The organism is Pseudomonas imperatae (assembly GCF_057128625.1).
The window spans coordinates 43153-59921 of the sequence record NZ_JBSKHP010000034.1 but is presented as its reverse complement, the minus strand read 5'-3'; the positions used below and the strand labels follow the sequence as shown (position 1 = coordinate 59921).

Here is a 16769-nt window from a genome sequence, read left to right as displayed (position 1 = left end):
GAGACACCCCCATGCGTACCCCGTTGATTGCCGCCACCCTGGGCCTGCTGTTGCTGGCCGATGTGGCTTCGGCGCATACCCTGCAGCAAACCAGCAACATGATCGTGCGTGCATCCAACCGCACCATCAACTTCACCTCCGACACCACTACCTCGATCCGTGACTCGAAAGTGGTACGCGACGCCCAGGACGACGCCGCCAGCTACGTGGCCAGCAACGGCACCATCCGTGGCGCCCAGCTGGAAGCCGCCCTGGTGGCCGTGCGCGCCCAGGTGCCGGAAGCCAAGGACGCCAGCGACCAGGAACTCGCACAGGCCATCCTCGCACTGTGAAGTGCCTCAACGCCTGGCTGCTGACCTGCGCCCTGTTGCTCACTGGCACGGGCGCGCAGGCCGCCTTGCAGTTGCACCTGCAGACCGAAGGGCTGACGGCGCAACAACAGCAGGCCAGCCAGGCGTTGCTTGATGAAGCGATGCGCGACCTGCCGCCCAGCTTCGTGCAGCGGCTGGACCGGCGTATCGACGTCGACTGGTCGGCGCACATGCCCGACAACGCCTACGGGCAGGCCGCGGCAGTTTCCAGCCTCGACCTCAACGTCAAGCTACTGCCCAGCCTGACGGATGGCACCGCCGCCACCACCCAGACTCACCGCCCCCACGGCACCGTGCGCGAAGAGCTGCTGGCCACCGTGCTGCACGAGCTGACCCATATCTACGACCGCGCCCGCCTGTGGCCCGAGTCCGACCGCATTCTGTTCAACCGCTGCCAGCGCTACAGCGCCAGCCTCGGCCAGGTGGGCCTGCCAGGCGAATGCCGCGGCCAGACCGAGCGCCGCTTCACCCTCAGCGACGACCCGCGCCTGCTGGACCTGGCCGGCTGGCCGCAATCGGTCGGCAAGCGCGGCGAACGCGACGACCCCAACCGCCAGGTCGTGCGCAGCCCCGACATCTATGAAGTCACCAACCCGCTGGAATTCGTGGCGGTGAACATGGAGTACTTCCTGCTGGACCCCGAATACGGCTGCCGCCGCCCGGAGCTGTACGAGTACTACAAGAACCACTTCGGCTGGGCCCCGGCCAACCCCACCCCATGCCAGGCTGCCCTGCCGTTCCTCAACGCCGGCAATGACTTCGGCCGCACGCCCTTGGGCAGCATCGACCCCGAGCGTGTGTACGAGGTGGACTACCTGCTGGCCGAGGCGAACCAGAACTGGGTGAGCCGCTGGGGCCACAGCATGATCCGCCTGGTGATCTGCGCCCCTGGCCGGCCACGCGGCCCGGACTGCCGCCTGGACCTGGACCGCAGCCTGGTGCTGTCGTACCGCGCCTTCGTCAACGACGTGCAGCTGTCCACCTGGAGCGGCCTCACCGGCGGCTACCCGTCGCGGCTGTTCGTGCTGCCCCTGGGCCAGGTGATCGACGAATACACCAAGACCGAACTGCGCAGCCTGGCCTCGGTGCCGCTCAAGCTCACCCGCAACGAGATCGAGTCGCTGGTGCGCCACGCCGCCGAGATGCACTGGAGCTACGACGGCAACTATTACTTCGTGTCCAACAACTGCGCGGTGGAAACCCTGAAACTGCTGCGCGCCGGCACCCACAACGCCAAGTTCGACGACCTCGACAGCATCGTGCCCAACGGCCTGCTGCAGGTGATGGAAGCCCGCGGCATCGCCGACACCAGCGTGCTCAAGGACCCGCGCGAAGCCCTGCGCCTGGGCTACCGCTTCGATTCCTACCGCGACCGCTACCAGGCGATGTTCGACATCCTCAAGAAGCAGCTGCCCATCCCGCAAGACAAGGTCGAGGACTGGATGGGCCTGGAGCCCAAGCAGCGCGAGCCGTGGTTTGCCAAGGCCGACCTGCGCACCAGCGCCGCCTTGCTGCTGCTGGAACAGGCCAGCCTGCGCCGGCAACTGCTGCTGGCCCAGGACGAGGTCAAGCAGCGCTACCTGAACGGCCGCGCCGCCAACGACACCAGCCTGGTCAACGCCAACAAAACCCTGCAGGCCATGCTGGCCAACAGCGGCTTCCTCAGCCGCCCGGCGGAATTGCTGGACAGTGGCGGCTACGGCCTGCCGCAGAAGGCCGAGTTCAAGCGCCTGGAATCGGAAAGCGCCCAGCGCCAGAAACAGCTGCAGACCCTGAGCGTGGACCTGGACAAGGAAGTACGCGCGCTGCTCGAACCCACGCGCGCCGCCGAGATCGCCGCCACCGAGGCCAACATCAAGGTGGTGGCCGACCACCTGCGCACCCTGCACAAGGCGGCCGGCGGCCTGATCCTGCCTTGACCTGTGGGAGCTGGCTTGCCAGCGAGCTTTTAGGCCTCAAAGCTCGCTGGCCAGCCAGCTCCCACATCCATGACAACCTCGAAAGGTTGCCGAAAGCTTCAACCACTAGCATCGCCATCACCACCGGCACAGACCGGCGCTACCAAAAACAACAATGGTGATCCTGATGCCCTGCATGCCTTACCCCCACGCTGTCCGCTCGCCCGTACTCCATCGCCTGCGCGCCTTGCGCTGAAGCTCATCTGGAGTACCCCCCATGCTGACTTTCCTTGGCTTCGCCATGGTCATCACGTTCATGTGCCTGATCATGACCAAACGCCTGTCCGCGCTGATCGCGCTGATCATCATCCCCATACTGTTCGCCCTGTTCGGCGGCTTCGGGCCCAAGATCGGGCCGATGATGCTCGAAGGCATCACCAAGCTCGCGCCCACCGGCGTGATGCTGATGTTCGCCATCCTGTACTTCGCCCTGATGATCGACTCCGGCCTGTTCGACCCGGCCGTGCGCAAAATCCTCAAGCTGGTCAAAGGTGACCCCCTGAAGGTCTCGGTAGGCACCGCCGTACTCGCGCTGGTGGTGTCGCTGGACGGCGACGGCGCCACCACCTACATGATCTGCGTGGCCGCGATGCTGCCGCTGTACAGCCGCCTGGGCATGAGCCCGCGGATCATGGCGGGGCTGATCATCCTCGCGGGCGGGGTGATGAACATGACCCCCTGGGGCGGCCCCACCGCGCGCGCCGCCAGCGCCCTGCACGTCGACCCGTCGGCGATCTTCGTGCCGATGATCCCGGCCATGCTCGCCGGCGTGCTGGCGATCCTGGCCATCGCCTACGGCTACGGCAAGAAAGAACGCGCACGCCTGGGTGAGCTGCACCTGCCGGGCGACGAGCCCGACCACGGCGACATCAGCGTGTCACAGTTCCCCGAGGCACGCCGCCCCAAGCTGTTGTGGTTCAACGGCGCCCTGACCCTGGCGCTGATGGCCGCGCTGATCGCCGGCCTGCTGCCGCTGCCGGTGCTGTTCATGATCGCCTTCAGCATCGCCATGATCGTCAACTACCCGTGCCTGCAGATGCAGAAAGAGCGTATCGCCGCCCACAGCGGCAGCGTGCTGGCGGTGGTGGGGCTGATTTTCGCCGCGGGCATTTTCACCGGCATCCTCAGCGGCACCGGCATGGTCGACGCCATGTCCAAGAGCCTGCTGGCAGTGATCCCGGATGCGCTGGGCCCGTACCTGGCAGTAATCACCGCGCTGGTGAGCATGCCGTTCACCTTCTTCATGTCCAACGATGCATTTTATTACGGGGTGTTACCGGTTCTGGCCGAAGCCGCCAGCCATTACGGCATCAGCGCGGTGGACATGGCCAGGGCTTCGATCGTCGGCCAGCCCGTGCATTTGCTGAGCCCGCTGGTACCCTCCACCTACCTGCTGGTCGCTCTGGCAGGCATCGAATTCGGTGACCACCAGCGTTTTACCCTCAAGTGGGCAGTGCTGGTATGCCTGTGCATAATGTTCGCCGCGCTGCTGCTGGGCACGTTCCCGCTGTTCGGCAGCGCCTGACGCTTTATCTACCGAAGGCGCACCGCACTGCACGGTGCGCCTCACAACGCTCGAAGGAAAACACATGGAATGGCTGACCAACCCGGAACTCTGGGTTGCCTTTTTAACCCTGACCGCACTGGAAATCGTGCTGGGCATCGACAACATCATCATGATCTCGATCCTGGTCAGCCGCATGCCCAAGGCCATGCAGCCGCGCACGCGGATCTTCGGCCTGGCACTGGCGATGATCACGCGGATCCTGTTGCTGCTGTCCATCACCTGGGTCATGCGCCTGACCAGCGACCTGTTCACGGTCTTCGGCCAGGGCATTTCCGGCCGTGACCTGATCCTGTTCTTCGGCGGCCTGTTCCTGCTGTGGAAAAGCTCCCAGGAGATCTACCAGGGCATGGAAGGCGAGGAAGAAGAGGGCGACGAGCCGAAAGGCAAGGGCGGCAACTTCCTCTACACCATCATCCAGATCGCCATCATCGACATCGTGTTCTCGCTGGACTCGGTGATCACCGCCGTGGGCATGGTTTCCAACGTGCCGGTGATGGTCGCGGCGATCATCGTCGCGGTGCTGGTGATGATGCTGGCCTCGGGCACCATCAGCAATTTCATCGACAAGCACCCGTCGCTGAAGATGCTGGCGCTGTCCTTCCTGCTGGTGGTGGGCACCGTGCTGATCGCCGAGGCCTTCGACGTGCATGTGCCCAAGGGCTACGTGTATTTCGCCATGGCGTTCTCGCTGGCGGTGGAGGCCATCAACATCAAGATGCGCACCGCGATGGCGAAAAAGAAGAAACTTCGCGAGCAGGACGCAGGTCAATAACAAAGCCTGCTGCACGGAAAGGGGCCTTCAGGGCCCCTTTTTTGTTGCCGATGCAACCCGTAGCCGCTGCCGCAGGCTGCGCTGGCCCTCTGCCTCGCTGGAGATCCCCAGTGATCATCAGGGCCAGCGCAGCCTGGCGGCAGCGGCTACGAATACGCCCGAGCAAATGTTACAGTTTTGTTTCAGCGGCGCATTTCTTGTGCGATGCTGGCGCTACGGCCCATGGCCGACTACAGCTTAAACAAGCGTCACATAAAAGTTTTTTACTAACACTGACGCTGCCGCACATTCATCTACCCCCGTGTTCGGGGGCCTTCCACAGGGGGCCTTTTTCATGCTGACCCTGCTCAATCTGCTTTCGGCAGTGGCACTGCTGATCTGGGGCACGCACATTGTGCGTACGGGCATCCTGCGCGTGTACGGTTCAAACCTGCGCCGCCTGTTGAGCCAGAACATGTCCAAGCGACCGCTGGCGTTCATCGCCGGCATCCTGGTGACCGCCGTGGTGCAGAGCAGCAACGCCACCGCCATGCTCACCACCTCGTTCGTCGGCCAGGGCCTGATGACCCTGACGCCGGCGCTGGCGATTATGCTGGGCGCCGACGTCGGTACCGCGCTGATGTCGCGGGTGCTGACGTTCGACCTGTCGTGGCTGTCGCCGCTGCTGATCTTCCTCGGGGTGATTTTCTTCCTCTCGCGCAAGCAGACTCGCGTCGGCCAGATGGGCCGCGTGGGCATCGGCCTGGGCCTGATCGTGCTGGCCTTGCAGCTGATCGTCGAAGCCGCGGCGCCCATCACCCACGCCCAGGGCGTGAAGGTGCTGTTTGCCTCGCTGACCGGCGACATCCTGCTCGACGCCATCGTCGGCGCGCTGTTCGCCATGATCTCCTATTCCAGCCTCGCGGCCGTGCTGCTCACCGCCACCCTGGCGGAAGCCGGCGTGATCAGCCTGCCCGTCGCGATTGGCCTGGTGATTGGCGCCAACATCGGCAGCGGCCTGCTGGCTTTCCTCTCCACCAGCATGCAGAACACCGCTGGCCGGCAGGTAGCGCTGGGCAGCCTGCTGTACAAGCTGATCGGCCTGTTGCTGATCGTGCCGGTGCTCAACCCGCTGGCGCACTGGATGGACAGCCTGACCTACGACCCCACCAGCCTGGTCATCGGCTTCCACCTGCTTTACAACACCGTGCGCTGCCTGCTGATGCTCGGCACCGTCGGCCCCATGTCGCGGCTGTGCAGCTGGCTGCTGCCCCAGCGCGAGGACGCCAACGGCACCGCCAAGCCACGGCACCTGGACCTCACTGCCCTGGAAACCCCCAGCCTGGCGCTGGCCAACGCGGTGCGCGAGACCCTGCGCATCGGCGACCTGGTGGAAAGCATGCTCGGCGCTGCCCTCAACGTGCTGCGCGGCAGCCAGACTGCCGTGACCCAGGCGGTGCGCAGCCAGGGCGAGGACGTCGAAGTGCTGTACAGCGCCATCAAGCTGTACCTGGCGCAGATGCCCCGCGAAGACCTCAGCGAACAGGACAGCCGGCGCTGGGCGGAAATCATCGAACTGGCCATCAACCTCAAGCTGGCCAGCGACCTGATCGAACGCATGCTGCGCAAGATCCAGCAGCAGAAGACCTCCCAGCGCCGCGAGTTTTCCGAGGTGGGCCTGGAAGAGCTGGCCGGGCTGCACAACCAGCTCATGGCCAACCTGCGCCTGGGCCTGTCGGTGTTCCTCAGCGGCGACCCGGAAAGCGCGCGCCAGCTGTTGCGGGAAAAACGCCGTTTCCGTGCCCAGGAGCGTCGCCTGGCCCATGCCCACGTGAGCCGTCTGCAGCGCAAAGTGGTACAAAGCATTGAAACCAGCTCGCTGCACCTGGAGCTGATCGCCGACATGAAGCGGCTGAATTCGCTGTTCTGTGGCAGCGCCTACGTGGTGCTGGAAAACATTGATACCGGAGCCCTGCAAACCGATGCTGTTCCCGACGATGCGCATTCGCCTTGAACGTCCGCTGCCCCCGGCAGTCTGTTTCACAGTCTGAGCCGGTTCCCGCAGGAAGCTTCCCATGCGTTGTCTGCTGTTGCTTTGCCTTTTGTTCAGCTGCACCCAAAGCCAGGCCCTGGATCGCTACAAGGTAGAAGGCTACCTGCTGCCCAACGGCCTGCAGGTGCTGATGAAGCCCGGCGATGACCGCAGCCACGTGGCCATCCGCCTGGTGGTGGGCGTGGGCTTCGATGACTTCGCCTGCAACGAACGCGAGCTGCCGCACCTGCTCGAACACCTGCTGTTCAGCGGCATCGACGGCAGCGGCGAAGGCGGCCTGGAAGAGCGCATGCAGGCGCTGGGCGGCGAGTGGAACGCCTTCACCAGCGACAACGACACCACCTTCGTCATCGAGGCGCCCGCCGCCAACCAGCGCAAGGTGCTGGACCTGCTGCTGGAGGTGGTGACCAAGACCACCATCGACGAGAAGGCCCTGGACATTTCCCGGCGCATCGTCGAGCGCGAGGACGGCGGCCACTACTCGCACCTGCAGCGCTGGCTGGACAAGCAGGGCGTGGGCCATGCCGCCAGCGACCAGCTGGCCATGGAGCTGGGCCTCAAATGCACCGAGCGCTCGCCGGTGCGCGACATGACCCTGGCCCAGGTGGAAGCCGTGCGCAAGCATTGGTACGCGCCCAACAACATGACCCTGATCGTGGTCGGCGGCCTGGACAAGGTGCTGCCGGCCTACCTTGAGCGCACCTGGGCAAGCCTGGACGCGGTCAAGCCCACCGACCACCCGGACATCCCCGTCACCCTGCACAGCGCGGCCCAGCAACGCACCCTCAGCCTCGGCTGGCTGGGCGACGGCGCCAAGCTGCACTGGTTCTTCCCCGAACCGGAGCTCAACGATGACGTGCCCGACGCTGCCCTGGACCTGGTGCAGGTGTACATGGAGTGGGCGCTGTACAAGGAACTGCGGCTTGACCACGAATTGTCCTACGGCCCCTGGAGCCAGCGCGAAGCCATGGGCGACACCGGCCTGCTGAGCCTGAACGCCGACCTGGACCGCGCCGACGTCGACCGCGCCCGCCAGTTGGTGGCCGAAATGATCGCCCGGCTGAAGAAAGACGGCCTCGACGCCGCCACCTTCGAACGCCTGCGCCAGGCCACCATTTCCCGCCAGGCCTGGAGCGTGCAGGGCAACAGCCAGCTGGCCGACTTCTACTGGAACGCCTTGTCCAGCTACGCCAACGGCCGCTTCGAAGACCCGGCCCGCGACCTGCGCAAGGTCACCCTGGCCCAGGCCGACGCGGCCATGCGCCAGGTGTTCAAGGGCCCCGGCTACGTGCGCATCGAACAACCGCTGCTCAGCTACGACCAACTCTACAGCCTGGGCGTTGTCGTACTGGTGTTGGCTGGCTTGGCCGTGCTCGGCTGGGGCGCATTGCGGCACAACAAAAGGCACTAGTTGCGCAATCAAGGAGGCAAGGGGGTATCCTTGGCGGCGTTTTTTCCAGCACCTGCCAAGACCGCCGAAATGCCCTTACTGATCCTGCGCATCATCGAACTCATCAAGCGCTACCCCGGGGTGATCGCCCTGGGCGGCTTCATCACAGGCATCGGCAGCTTCATCCTGGTGGACCGCCAGGCCAAACTGGCCAGCTGGATCGCCGTGCTGATGCTGGTGAGCTGGGTGTGGCTGATGGTCGAGCAGAGCGCCACGCGCTGGTTCAGCCGGCGTTTCAAGCGCGAGATTCCCGAGCCGCTGCTGCGCTACGCGACACAGATGATCCACCAGGAAAGCCTGTTCTTCGTACTGCCGTTTTTCTACACCACGACCACGTGGAACAGCGGCCAGCTGGTGTTCACCGGGCTGCTGACCCTGGCCGGCCTGGCGTCGATCACCGACCCGCTGTACTACAGGTTCGTGGCCCCGCGGCGCTGGCTGTTCCTGGCCATGCACACGCTGACGCTGTTCGCCTCGATGCTCACCGCGCTGCCGATCATCCTGCACCTCACCACCTCGCAAAGCTACGAATGGGCGCTGGGCACCGCCATGCTGCTGTCGTTCCCGAGCCTGGCCGCCAGCTTCCCCATCAACCACTGGCGCCGCGGCGTGGCCCTGGTGCTGGCGACCCTGGCGGTGGGCGGTTGCGGCTGGATGATGCGCTCCTGGGTGCCGCCGGCCACCCTGTGGATCACCGAGTCGGCGGTGACCCTGGAAATGGACAACGCCAACCGCACCCACGGCGACAGCATCAAGAACGTCTCGGCCAGCCAGGTGCGCGCCAACGGCCTGTACGCCTACACCGCCATCAACGCCCCGCGCGGGCTGGAAGAGCGCATCTACCACGTGTGGAAATTCAACGGCCAGGAAGTCGACCGCATCCCCCTCGACATCCACGGCGGCCGCGACGAAGGCTACCGCGCCTGGACCCACAAGATGAACCTGCCGGCCAACCCGGTGGGCAAGTGGCAGGTGCAGATCCTCACCGAAGACGGCCAGATGATCGGCATGCTGCGCTTCAAGGTCACCGACGACAGCCAGGGCCACGCTACCGAGGCCCTGTAGCAGCTCCCACAGTACGTAGCAGCGGCCGCAGGCCGCGTCAGGGGTATTGCGGCCAGCAAGATTGACCCACCTACTCGCCCCCCTTATCCTGCCCGCGTCACGACCCATTCGTGATGAGGTTTGACGGCCTCGACAACCTACAAAGTCCCATCGCTGATGGCGGGCGCGCACGCGTTCGTCCATGCGTTATGGCGGCTGTGCGCGGGGCACCTTCGGGTGCGCCGGGTTTGTAGGTTCCGTCCGGTCCGTCAACCTGCGTACAGCTGCCACCTATTCGTTTGACGGCGAAAGGTGGCAACAAGACCTTCAGGAACCGACCATGAACACTACATCAGATGCACTGACCACTCTCGCCACGCCTTTCGGGACTACACCTTCCGGCGCCGCACTTTTCAGTGTGCAGCCTGGCGTCCTGGTGCACGAAGCGCTTGGACAGCTTGCTACGAACCTTGGGAACATAGCCGTGCTTTGTGATGAGGCGTGCGACGCAGACATCAAGCCCACCAGAGCTATGAATCAGGTAATCGCGCAAATGATCGAGAGCAGCCGCGGGCTACTGGCTGCAGCGCTGGAGGGGATCAATCAGAGCGAGCGGGACCGGCAAGAATAAGCCCACGAGGCACTCACCTCTCCTCGCCCCTGGGGAGAGGTGTAGTCTTTGTAAAATTGCGAAATACTGTATCTGCTTCGAAAAAAGCTCAGCATGGTAACGTCTTGACTCATTTGAACTGACAAGGAGTCAATATGGCTCAGCCCGCTGCGCGAATTTCAGACCCCACCGCATGTTCGATATCCGGCCACGGGGACAGCTCGATCACTTCCGGCTCGCCCGATGTAATTTTCGAAGGCCTCGGCGCCGCACGTGAAGACGACACCACAAGCTGCGGCAGCGCCTTATCCTCAGCTCTTTCTTCAACGGTATCCATCAATGGCAAACGTGCCGCAATGGTTGGCAGCACGGGCAGTCACGGAGACGAGGTGATAAGCGGGTCCAGCACAATCATCATTGGGGACACTTTTACCCCGACCCCTTTTGTGCCACCCACTCCGGTAGCGATTGGTTTTGCCAAGTCCTTTCTTGTAACTGACAGCGAATCGGGCACGCCTTTGGCCATGCGCGAATATCTGGCGACCGTGAACGGCAAAGTAATCGAAGGCAAGACCAACGCGCAGGGGATCGCTCATATCAAAACCGACAGCGAGAATGACGTGATATCGCTCCACATAAAATTCGCCTCGCCTGCACGGCTCCTGCATGAATTGGCCAAGGCGAATTGAGATGCCTTCCCTGACCACACAAGCAACCTCAGACAATCTAAAAAGCTGCCCTATTCCGGCGCCTATCGAAATTACTGTCAACGATAGAGCTGCCACTCGCGAAGTACTTTTCGGCCTGGCACGAGAAAAGGGCCTGGCAATGGTAGAACGCTCCAGCTGGCATGCGAAACCCGGAAAGGACGGCATGGCGCCGGACTGGGACTACACCATGATTGCGATTCATCATGCGGGGCGGAGCTCAGCATGCTCGGATGGCGCCAGGCAAATCTCGAACATTCAGGCTGAGCACCTATCAAAGAACTACGACGATATTGGCTACCATTTCGGAATTGATTGTGCCGGAACGATCTATGAGGCACGGGACATCCGGCTTAAAGGGTCGAACGTTCACAATTACAACACTGGAGTGATTGGCATCGTTTTGCTTGAAGACCTGACAACACCTGAGGAGGGCGGCGACACCATCGCCAAGGCCCGGACGCTGATGGAAAACATGGGCTTTAACACACAAAATTTAATCCCCGACGCCCAGATCAAATCGCTGACCACTTTCATCGCCGTGCTAAAGGATTTGTTTTTGATCAACACTCTCGGTGGTCATCGGGAGTTTCCGATGCAACTAGGAGAAGGTAAGATTTGTCCTGGCAATATCGGACTGAAATTGGTCCAACAGCTCCGATCCGAGCTCAACCTGGCAGCTCCACCCAACGAATGAAGAAGGCCATTTTACTCTGCATCGGTCTCGGGGCGCTGTTATTAGCGGTGCTGAAAGTCGGGTATTACACGAGTTACGAGGACGAAGAATCCAGGACGACCTTCTTCCTCAAGCGAAGCATCAGCTTCCGCCTCGAATTTAAAAATATTTTTGCCACAGAAGGCGACGATAAGTCGTTGGCGTCGTTGCTCCCCGATGAGCGAGCTTCAGTAATCGAGTACTGTTATTACCGCCTGGGGATAAGGACCAACCTGCAAACACAGGCAGACCTCGATACCTGCAAAGGTAGATAACACCACGTCGCCCCTCAGCCCCGGTAGCAGCGGCCGCAAGGCCGCGTCCCCAGGCAATGCGCACACTCTGGCACACCACGCCGCCCCCGACGCAGCCTAGCGGCAGCTGCTACGCAAGAACCCCTGTAGCAGCGGCCGCAGGCCGCGTCCCAGGCGCCGCACACTTCCTGGCCCACCGCGCCGCGCCCGACGCAGCCTAGCGGCAGCTGCTACGCAGAAATCCCTGTAGCAGCGGCCGCAGGCCGCGTCCCAGGCGCCGCGCACTTCCTGGCACACCGCGCCGCCCCCGACGCAGCCTGGCGGCGGCTGCTACGCAAGAACCCCTGTAGCAGCGGCCGCAGGCCGCGTTCCAGGCGCCGCACACTTCCTGGCCCACCGCGCCGCGCCCGACGCAGCCTGGCGGCAGCTGCTACGCAGGAATCCCTGTAGCAGCGGCCGCAGGCCGCGTCCCCAGGCGCCGCGCACTTCCTGGCACACCACGCCGCTCCCGACGCAGCCTGGCGGCAGCTGCTACGCTCGTGTGCATGACTATTCTTGCAGCCGGCGGCCAAGCCTTCCTGGACACCAGCACGCAGCCACCGCGCTTGCGCATCAGCGGTGACTGGACGCTGCGCCACTATGCACACCTGCGCCAGCTGACCCGCCAGCTCGCCGGCCAGTACGACGCCAGCACCCCCATCAACCTCGACCAACTGGGCGCCATCGACACCGCCGGTGCTTCGCTGCTGGTGGAACTGCTGGGCGCCGAGCGCCTGGGCGGCCTGGCCGAGACGGCCGTGCACCTGCCGGGCGCAAGCCGCGCCCTGCTGCAGACGGTGTACCGCTCGATGCAGGACTTCTGCGAGCCGCTGAAGGACCCCGAACGCAACATCACCGTGCAGCTGCTCAGCCGCATCGGCACCGCGGTGTACACCGTGTGGCAGGACACCCTGCAGCTGCTGGGCTTCATCGGCCTGATCCTCGAGACCCTGGCCCGCGGCCTGTTGCGCCCGCGGCGCTGGCGTACCACGGCAGTGGTCGCGCACATCGAGCAGACCGGCCTGGACGCCGCGCCCATCGTCGCCCTGCTGACCTTCCTGGTGGGCGCCGTGGTGGCCTTCCTCGGCGCCACCATCCTGGCCAACTTCGGCGCCAGCATCTTCACGGTCAACCTGGTGGCGTTCTCCTTCCTGCGCGAATTCGGCGTGCTGCTGACGGCCATATTGATGGCGGGCCGCACCGCCAGCGCCTTCACCGCGCAGATCGGCTCGATGAAGGCCAACGAGGAGATCGACGCCATCCGCACCCTGGGCCTCGACCCTATGGAGCTGCTGGTGGTGCCCCGGGTGCTGGCGTTGCTGGTGGCACTGCCGGCGCTGACCTTCCTGGCCATGCTCTGCGGCATCGTCGGTGGTGGCGTGGTGTGCGCGCTGTCCCTGGGGATTTCCCCGGCCATGTTCCTGTCCAAGCTACAGGCCGACATCAGCGTGCAGCATTTCCTGGTGGGCCTGGTGAAGGCCCCGGTGTTCGCCTTCATCATCGCCGCCATCGGCTGCCTGGAAGGCTTCAAGGTCAGCGGCAGCGCCGAATCGGTGGGCGCGCACACCACCTCCAGCGTGGTGCAGTCGATTTTCGTGGTGATCGTGCTGGACGCCGTGGCCGCGCTGTTTTTCATGGAGATACGCTGGTGAACTGGACTGTAGCGGCGCCCAACGTCCCGGTGATCAAGGTGCGCGGCCTGTGCAACCGCTTCGGCCGCCAGGTGGTGCATGAACACCTGGACCTGGACCTCAACCGCGGCGAGATCCTCGCCGTAGTGGGTGGTTCGGGCAGCGGCAAGTCGGTGCTGCTGCGCAGCATCGTCGGCCTGCGCCGCCCCGACGAAGGCAACATCCAGGTGCTGGGCCAGGACCTCGCCAGCCTCGACGACCAGGGCCGCTCCCAGGTGGAACGGCGCTTCGGCGTGCTGTTCCAGAAAGGCGCGCTGTTTTCCTCGCTGACGGTGACCGAGAACGTCGCCCTGCCACTGATCGAGCACGCCGGCCTGAGCCGCGCCGACGCCGAGCACCTGGCCTGCGTGAAGCTGGCCCTGGCCGGCTTGCCGCTGTCGGCAGCCAACAAATACCCGGCGTCGCTGTCGGGCGGCATGATCAAGCGCGCGGCCCTGGCCCGGGCCTTGGCGCTGGACCCGGACATCCTGTTCCTCGACGAGCCCACCGCCGGCCTCGACCCCATCGGCGCCGCCGCCTTCGACCAGCTGATCCTGACCCTGCGCGACGCCCTGGGCCTGAGTGTGTTCCTGGTCACCCACGACCTGGACACCCTCTACACCATCACCGACCGGGTGGCCGTGCTGTCGCAGAAGCGCGTGCTGGTGGCCGCGCCCATCGCCAAGGTGGCCGCCACGCCAGACCCGTGGATTCACGAATACTTTCACGGCCCCCGCGGCCGGGCAGCGTGGCAGGCTGCTTCGACGCACAGCGAGGTGTGACATGGAAACCCGCGCCCATCACGTGTTGATCGGCCTGTTCACCGTGCTGGTGGTGGTCGGCGCGTTGCTGTTCGGCCTGTGGCTGGCGAAATCCAGCGTCGACAGCGCCTTCAACGACTACGAGGTGGTGTTCAACGAAGCCGTCACCGGCCTGTCCCGCGGCAGCTCGGTGCAGTACAGCGGCATCAAGGTCGGCGACGTCACCCAGCTGCGCCTGGACCCGCAAGACCCGCGCCGGGTGCTGGCCCGCATCCGCCTGACCGGCGAAACCCCGGTCAAGCAGGACACCCTCGCCAAGCTGGCGCTCAACGGCATCACCGGCACCTCGATCATCCAGCTCAGCGGCGGCACCCCGCAAAGCCCGACGCTGACGGGCGACAAGGGCCGCCTGCCGGTGATCGTCGCCTCGCCGTCGCCCATCGCCCGCCTGCTGACCAACAGCAACGACCTGATGGCCAGCGTCAACCAGCTGCTGGCCAACGCCAACCGCCTGCTGTCGGCGGAAAACGTCGACCGCTTCAGCGCCACCCTGGAACACATGGAACAGGTGACCGGCAGCATCGCCGCCCAGCGCGACGACATCCGCCAGGCCATCAGCCAGGCGGCGGGCACCCTGAACCAGGCCGGCCAGCTGGTGCACAACGCCAACGGCCTGCTCAACCAGCAGGGCCGCCAGGCCATGGGCAGCGCCCAACAGGCGATGCAGTCGCTGCAGCAGAGCGCCGCCACGCTCAACGGGCTTCTGGCGAACAACCGCGACGCCGTCAACGGCGGCCTGCAAGGCCTGAACCAGCTCGCGCCAGCGATTCGCGAGCTGCGCGACACCCTCACTGCGCTGAAGGCCATCACCCAACGGCTGCAGGCCAACCCCGGCGGCTACCTGCTGGGCCGCGACCAGAACAAGGAGTTTGAACCATGAGTGCCGTGCTGCGTGGGATGGCCCTGGGCCTGGTCATCGGCCTGCTGGCCGCCTGCTCGATCCTGCCCAAGGCCGAGCCGGCCGACGTCTACCGCCTGCCCACTGCCGCAACCACGGCCCACGGCGGCCCCAGCCTGCCCTGGACGCTGCGCATCGGCAAACCCCAGGCCGGTGACGCCTTGAACAGCCCGCGCATCGCTGTGCTGCCCCAGGGCGACGTGGTGAGCAGCTACAAAGGCGCGCGCTGGAGCGACCCGGCGCCAGTGCTGCTGCGCAACCGCCTGCTCGACGCCTTCATCAGCGACGGCCGCCTGCGCGGCCTGAGCAACGACGACAGCACCGTGCAGGCGGATTTCGAGCTGGGTGGGCAGTTGCACGCATTCCAGAGTGAATACGCCGCCGGCGGCGTCAGCGTGCGCGTGCGCCTGGATGCACGGCTGGTGGATGGCCGCAGCCAGCGTATCCTCGCCAGCCGCCGCTTCGAGGTCAGCCAGGCGGTAGCAGGCACTGCGGTGCCGAACGTGGTCGCCGCCTTCGGCCAGGCCAGCGACCGCCTCAGCGCCCAGGTGATCGAATGGACCCTGGCTCAGGCCGCCGTGGCGCCGAAGAACCAGTAGCACACGGCAATGGCCGCCACTACGCCGGAGAACTCTGCCAGCAGCGCGCAGCCCACGGCGTGGCGGGCCCGCTGGATGCCCACGGCGCCGAAGTACACGGCCAGCACGTAGAAAGTGGTCTCGGTGCTGCCCTGGATGGTGGCGGCCACCAGCGCCGGGAAGCTGTCCACGCCCTTGCTCTGCATGGTCTCGATCAGCATGGCCCGCGCGGCGCTGCCGGAGAACGGCTTGACCATGGCGGTGGGCAGGGCGTCGACGAAGCGGGTGTCCAGGCCCAGCCACTGCACCACATGGCGAATGCCATCGAGGCCGAACTCCAGGGCCCCGGAGGCGCGCAGCACGCCGATGGCGCAGAGCATCGCCACCAGGTACGGCAGCAGGTTCTTGGCCACGTCGAAGCCTTCCTTGGCGCCCTCCACGAAGGTTTCATAGACCTTGACCTTGCGTAGCGCGCCGATGACCAGGAACAGCATGATCAGGCCGAACAGCGTCAGGTTGCCCAGGATCGACGACAGGCTGGCCAGCGCCGCCGCCGACATGCCCGCCAGCAGGGCCATGAACGCGCCCAGCAGCAGCGCGCCGGGAATCAGGTAGGCCAGCACCACCGGGTCCCACAGGCGCAGGCGCTGCATCACCGCCACCGACAGCAGGCCCACCAGGGTGGAGGCGCTGGTAGCCAGCAGGATGGGCAGGAACACCAGGGTCGGGTCCAGCGCGCCCTGCTGGGCGCGGTACATGAAGATGGTCACCGGCAGCAGCGTCAGCGACGAGGCGTTGAGCACCAGGAACAGGATCTGCGCGTTGCTGGCGGTGGTGGTGCTGGGGTTGAGTTCCTGCAACGAACGCATGGCCTTGAGGCCAATGGGCGTGGCAGCGTTGTCCAGGCCCAGGGCGTTGGCAGCGAAGTTCAGGGTAATCAGGCCCAGGGCAGGGTGGCCACGGGGCACTTCGGGCATCAGCCGGGCGAACAGCGGGCCCAGCACCTTGGCCAGCCAGTCAACGATGCCGGCCTTTTCGGCAATGCGCAGGAAGCCCAACCACAGGGTCAGGGTGCCGAACAGCAGCACCATCACCTCGACCGACAGCTTGGCCATGGCGAAGATGCTTTCCACCATGGCCGCGAAGATGCCGGCGTTGCCACCCACCAGCCATTGGGCCAGGGCGGAGATCGCCGCCACCACGAAAAAGCCGAGCCAAAGGCCGTTAAGCATCAGTCATACCCCAAGGAAGTTGCCGCGAATGATAGCGGCCCCCGTCCAGAA

General features: G+C 64.9%; 16 protein-coding genes. 15 read left to right on the top strand and 1 reads right to left on the bottom strand.

The window, feature by feature from the left end:
* Positions 1–11: 11 nt before the first annotated feature.
* The 15 genes from ACWKWX_RS29335 (at position 12) to ACWKWX_RS29265 (ending at position 15507) form a co-directional block, all read left to right on the top strand.
* Positions 12–332, top strand: coding sequence for a DUF2388 domain-containing protein (locus ACWKWX_RS29335; RefSeq protein WP_416421760.1), 321 nt, complete (start codon positions 12–14; stop codon positions 330–332).
* Positions 329–2290 carry a DUF7844 domain-containing protein gene (locus ACWKWX_RS29330; protein WP_416421759.1) on the top strand — a complete coding sequence of 654 codons (1962 nt, stop codon included), beginning with the start codon at positions 329–331 and terminating at the stop codon, positions 2288–2290. Before ACWKWX_RS29335 ends, ACWKWX_RS29330 begins: the two co-directional genes overlap by 4 nt.
* Before the next feature lie 256 nt (positions 2291–2546).
* Positions 2547–3854 (top strand): CitMHS family transporter, encoded by a 1308-nt coding sequence (locus ACWKWX_RS29325; RefSeq protein ID WP_416421758.1) that lies wholly within the window; start codon positions 2547–2549, stop codon positions 3852–3854.
* A 64-nt stretch (positions 3855–3918) separates the two neighbouring features.
* Entirely contained in the window at positions 3919–4668 is a 750-nt protein-coding gene (locus ACWKWX_RS29320; RefSeq protein ID WP_416421757.1) for a TerC family protein, read from the top strand.
* Between the two features lie 334 nt (positions 4669–5002).
* Complete coding sequence (locus tag ACWKWX_RS29315; RefSeq protein WP_416421756.1) at positions 5003–6661, top strand: Na/Pi cotransporter family protein; 1659 nt, start codon at positions 5003–5005, stop codon at positions 6659–6661.
* Positions 6662–6722: 61 nt separating this feature from the next.
* Positions 6723–8111, top strand: coding sequence for a M16 family metallopeptidase (locus ACWKWX_RS29310; protein WP_416421755.1), 1389 nt, complete (start codon positions 6723–6725; stop codon positions 8109–8111).
* A gap of 69 nt (positions 8112–8180) precedes the next feature.
* Positions 8181–9215 carry a DUF5924 family protein gene (locus ACWKWX_RS29305; RefSeq protein WP_483829575.1) on the top strand — a complete coding sequence of 345 codons (1035 nt, stop codon included), beginning with the start codon at positions 8181–8183 and terminating at the stop codon, positions 9213–9215.
* Positions 9216–9534: 319 nt separating this feature from the next.
* On the top strand, positions 9535–9825 hold the full coding sequence (locus ACWKWX_RS29300; protein WP_483829574.1) for a hypothetical protein: 291 nt from the start codon (positions 9535–9537) through the stop codon (positions 9823–9825).
* 134 nt (positions 9826–9959) lie between these two features.
* A complete protein-coding gene (locus ACWKWX_RS29295; protein ID WP_483829573.1) occupies positions 9960–10493 on the top strand; it encodes a PAAR domain-containing protein in 534 nt (177 codons plus the stop codon).
* Position 10494: 1 nt separating this feature from the next.
* On the top strand, positions 10495–11208 hold the full coding sequence (locus ACWKWX_RS29290; protein WP_483829572.1) for a peptidoglycan recognition protein family protein: 714 nt from the start codon (positions 10495–10497) through the stop codon (positions 11206–11208).
* The gene (locus ACWKWX_RS29285; protein WP_483829571.1) at positions 11205–11501 is read left to right on the top strand and encodes a hypothetical protein; all 297 of its coding nucleotides are present in this window, start codon (positions 11205–11207) and stop codon (positions 11499–11501) included. The genes ACWKWX_RS29290 and ACWKWX_RS29285 overlap by 4 nt, the downstream gene beginning before the upstream one ends.
* A gap of 524 nt (positions 11502–12025) precedes the next feature.
* Entirely contained in the window at positions 12026–13171 is a 1146-nt protein-coding gene (locus ACWKWX_RS29280; protein WP_483829570.1) for an MlaE family lipid ABC transporter permease subunit, read from the top strand.
* 29 nt (positions 13172–13200) lie between these two features.
* The gene (locus ACWKWX_RS29275; protein ID WP_416427509.1) at positions 13201–13971 is read left to right on the top strand and encodes an ABC transporter ATP-binding protein; all 771 of its coding nucleotides are present in this window, start codon (positions 13201–13203) and stop codon (positions 13969–13971) included.
* A gap of 1 nt (position 13972) precedes the next feature.
* A complete protein-coding gene (locus ACWKWX_RS29270; RefSeq protein ID WP_416421752.1) occupies positions 13973–14890 on the top strand; it encodes an MlaD family protein in 918 nt (305 codons plus the stop codon).
* A complete protein-coding gene (locus tag ACWKWX_RS29265; RefSeq protein ID WP_483829569.1) occupies positions 14887–15507 on the top strand; it encodes an ABC-type transport auxiliary lipoprotein family protein in 621 nt (206 codons plus the stop codon). The genes ACWKWX_RS29270 and ACWKWX_RS29265 overlap by 4 nt, the downstream gene beginning before the upstream one ends.
* On the opposite strand, the gene ACWKWX_RS29260 is transcribed toward ACWKWX_RS29265, so the two are convergent.
* Positions 15477–16718 (bottom strand): nucleoside recognition domain-containing protein, encoded by a 1242-nt coding sequence (locus ACWKWX_RS29260; protein WP_476296529.1) that lies wholly within the window; start codon positions 16716–16718, stop codon positions 15477–15479. The two genes, ACWKWX_RS29265 and ACWKWX_RS29260, sit on opposite strands and share 31 nt — an antisense overlap.
* Between the last annotated feature and the right edge of the window lie 51 nt (positions 16719–16769).